Here is a 3,230-nt window from a genome sequence, read left to right on the forward strand (position 1 = left end):
GCTAATGTCAAAAATCGCATTTCCGTTAATTATTTCAGCACTATAAACAGTTGGAATTTGCGACTGAGGTGGCTGACCAGCTTTTGATTTAATTTTAATTTGTAAAAATTTATTATTTCAATTAGCACCATTGTCATTTAATTTAACATTAATTTGAACAGAAGTCTCAGAAGTTGAAACTGGCAAAATTTGAGCTAGATTTGGTGTTGGTGAAAAAAATTGTTTTTCAAAACCAGCCTCAGTATTAGGTGATCTGTCAAATTCAAATTTGAATTCTTGTTTTTTTAGATCAAGTTCATTTCGTACTTGAGTAGTTTCTTCTTTGAGCTTAATATTTTCAATTTCGTATTTATCGCCAGGTGATAAATTAGTTAAATTAAAAGTAATTGTTTTGGCTGTCCGATCAACAGTTGCCTGAACCTCTTTAGAAGTGCTTGCATTAGTTGATAAATTTTTGTAAGTTAATTCAAGTGTTTTTTGGCCTAAATAATCATCAACATTATCAAGAGTTAATTCAATATTTAAACTAGTTGTTTGAATTGACTTAGTTGTAATTCTAGTAATTTTTGCAGTTTTGGCGCTTGTGATAAATGATTTTTTATCCTCAAGACTTGTTTCTGTTTCAAGAAGATCAATTTCTTCTTCGACTATAGTTTGAGAGTCAACATTCACTAAAACTGGATCTAAACTACGTTTTGAACGCCGAGCAGATAAAGTCGCAACACCTGGGGCAGAAGCAACAGGAGGAGCAACTTCTTTTTCAAATTTAACTGATTTAATTTTATATTTGGTTGCTTTTTCTAAATTTAAAAAGGTAAAATCATAAATTCCATTAAGACTTGCTGCACTAAGAACTAAATTTGATTGAATTGCTCCTATTGGTCCTGTAGATTGACCAGGGCTTGATTCTATTTTTTCGAGTTCAACAGTTAATTTTTTACCGGCAGTATATCTTCCATCATCTTTGAGTTCAAGTCTAAGTCGAGCTTGGGTTTCAACTTCAGTGTCAAATTCAATTTTTTTAATTACCGCTGCAGTTGCAATTATTTGATCCTTGTAAAAATCAAGATCATCTAAATAAATATCAACCTTTGGTGTACTTTGTGGACTATTATCATCTTGGGCTTGTTCAAAGCCAAGAATTACATATTGTTGTCCGTTTTCAAGACCTGTAAGTTCAAAAGAAGTTTTTTGGCTATCAACATCGGTTTTTGCTTCAACAATTTGTTCTTGTTGCTCACCGCCGTATTTTTTAAAGCGAACTTTTAATTTGTTTTTATTAAGAAAATCATCAAGTTTTTCAGCGCTGGCAGCTTGAGTATTTGCTTGATTTGGGATAAAATCTTTACCAAATTCAATTTCAAATTTAGCAGTGTTTTTTGTTCGATTTGTTAGTTGAATTTTTGTAACATTAGCGGTTTTTGGAATAGTTTGAAATTGACTTTTTTCGGTTGAATCAAGCAAATTATCTTTAAAAGGAATTAAAACAGCGCTAGTATTAGTGTCGGCAAATTGAGCAACGGAACGACGAACTCGAGTACTTGCCTGGACAGGAGCGACAGTTGAAGAATTTGTTGTACCCTCAAGTTCAAGTGAGTTTTTGTCAATTTCATAAAGACCTTGTTTATATAGGTCGGTAATATCAAATAAAATACGCGCACTATTTACTTTTGCGCTAATTTTTCCTTCTTTAAATTGAGCACTTGTTGCTAATGCTTCATCACCATTTTTTGCTTTTAGGCGGTATTTAAGTGTTGCGGTTTTACCATTGTAAACACCTTTTGCATCAGCTAAAATAAAAGTAGCAATTACACGTTGTTCGTAAGAATTATCATAACCAACTTCAATAATTGCACTCTGAGTGAAAAACGAAGACTGACTTGAGTCAAATTTGTGTTGAGCATCGCCAAATAAAATGTTTCGTTCGGTAAGTATTGTATTTGTATCTTGATTATTTAGCTCAACTTCTTTTGCAAGAACAACAGAATTAATATTGTATTTTGAACCAATTTCGAGATCACTAAGGTCAAAAGTTAAGGAATTATCATTATTATTGGTTAGACTTGCAACAGCAAATAAAAGTTTTGATGAACCTGCAAGCGAATAGTAAATTTTTACTTTGTCTTTACCAATTGCCTTAATTGTCTCAGGACTAAAAGTTACTTTTAATTTAGCGCTTGTTTGTTGTTCTTGAATATTTTCAATTTTAGTTAAAACTAAAGGTGCATGAACCCCAAATATTTTTTGGGCTTGACTAATTGTTTTGGAAACTTTTAGAATATCTGAATCACCTTTTGAAGATTGATAGCCATCAATTTCAATTTTTTCAATTAAATAGTCTTGTCCTTTTGCAAGTGAATTTACTTCTAAATTTGCAATTATTGAATTATTTTCAATAATTGCATCAATAGTTTTGGAAGCTCCGCCAGGTTTTAATTCTGAATAAGTAATTTTGGCTGTTTTTAAAGACTCAAGAATATTTTTAAAAGCAATATTAAGTTCAACAGCGGTGTCAGATTTTGAAATATAAGTAATTGAACTAACAGCCGGACGGGTAGTTCAAGTAAGTTTATTAGCACTAATATTAGGACCAAAATTTAAATATAATTTATTAACAAATTCATTTGTTGAATCAGCAATTCCGACTGAATCAATTAAATAGTTAGTTCCCGGCTCGAGATTAATTAAATCCCAACTAAGAACCAATTTATCACCATTAATTTTAAAAGCTTGGGCTTCAGATTTAATTAAATTACTTGATCCAGCGACTTTAAAGTATAAAGTTGCAATTTTATCTTTAATAAAATTATCAACTGAATCAAGAATCATGCTAACACGACTAAGATCTTCGGTGATTCGGTCAACAACAACTGATTCAACCATTGCGCTTGTTGCATTAGTAAAGAATTTTTTCTGTTTTTGGTCAAAATTTTGGGCAAAGAAAATTTGACTAGTCTGCGGCTGACCACTTTCATCAAAATTTGTGGCATTTTCAACAATTTCAAGTGATGAAATTGTAAAATGTTTTTCTTTTGGTAAATTTTTTGCTAAAGAAAATAGTTTGTTTCCAACAACTTGGGCTGAACTTGAGAGCATTTTTGTTGGTTGATCATCAGCAAAGAAATTAATTTTTACTTCTTTACCGTTTAACATTAATGATTGATCATTGAATTTAATATCAAAACTTGAGGTATTATTTGCATCAACAAAAGTTCTAATTCGGGCAATTT

General features: G+C 31.1%; 1 protein-coding gene. It reads right to left on the reverse strand.

Annotated features, from left to right (window positions below):
* The coding region (locus tag MOSC01_RS04355; protein WP_044881175.1) for a DUF1410 domain-containing protein at positions 1-3,230 on the reverse strand (3,230 nt) is incomplete at both ends.

This window comes from Mesomycoplasma ovipneumoniae SC01 (assembly GCF_000218525.1).
Lineage (GTDB): Bacteria > Bacillota_I > Bacilli_A > Mycoplasmatales > Metamycoplasmataceae > Mesomycoplasma > Mesomycoplasma ovipneumoniae_A.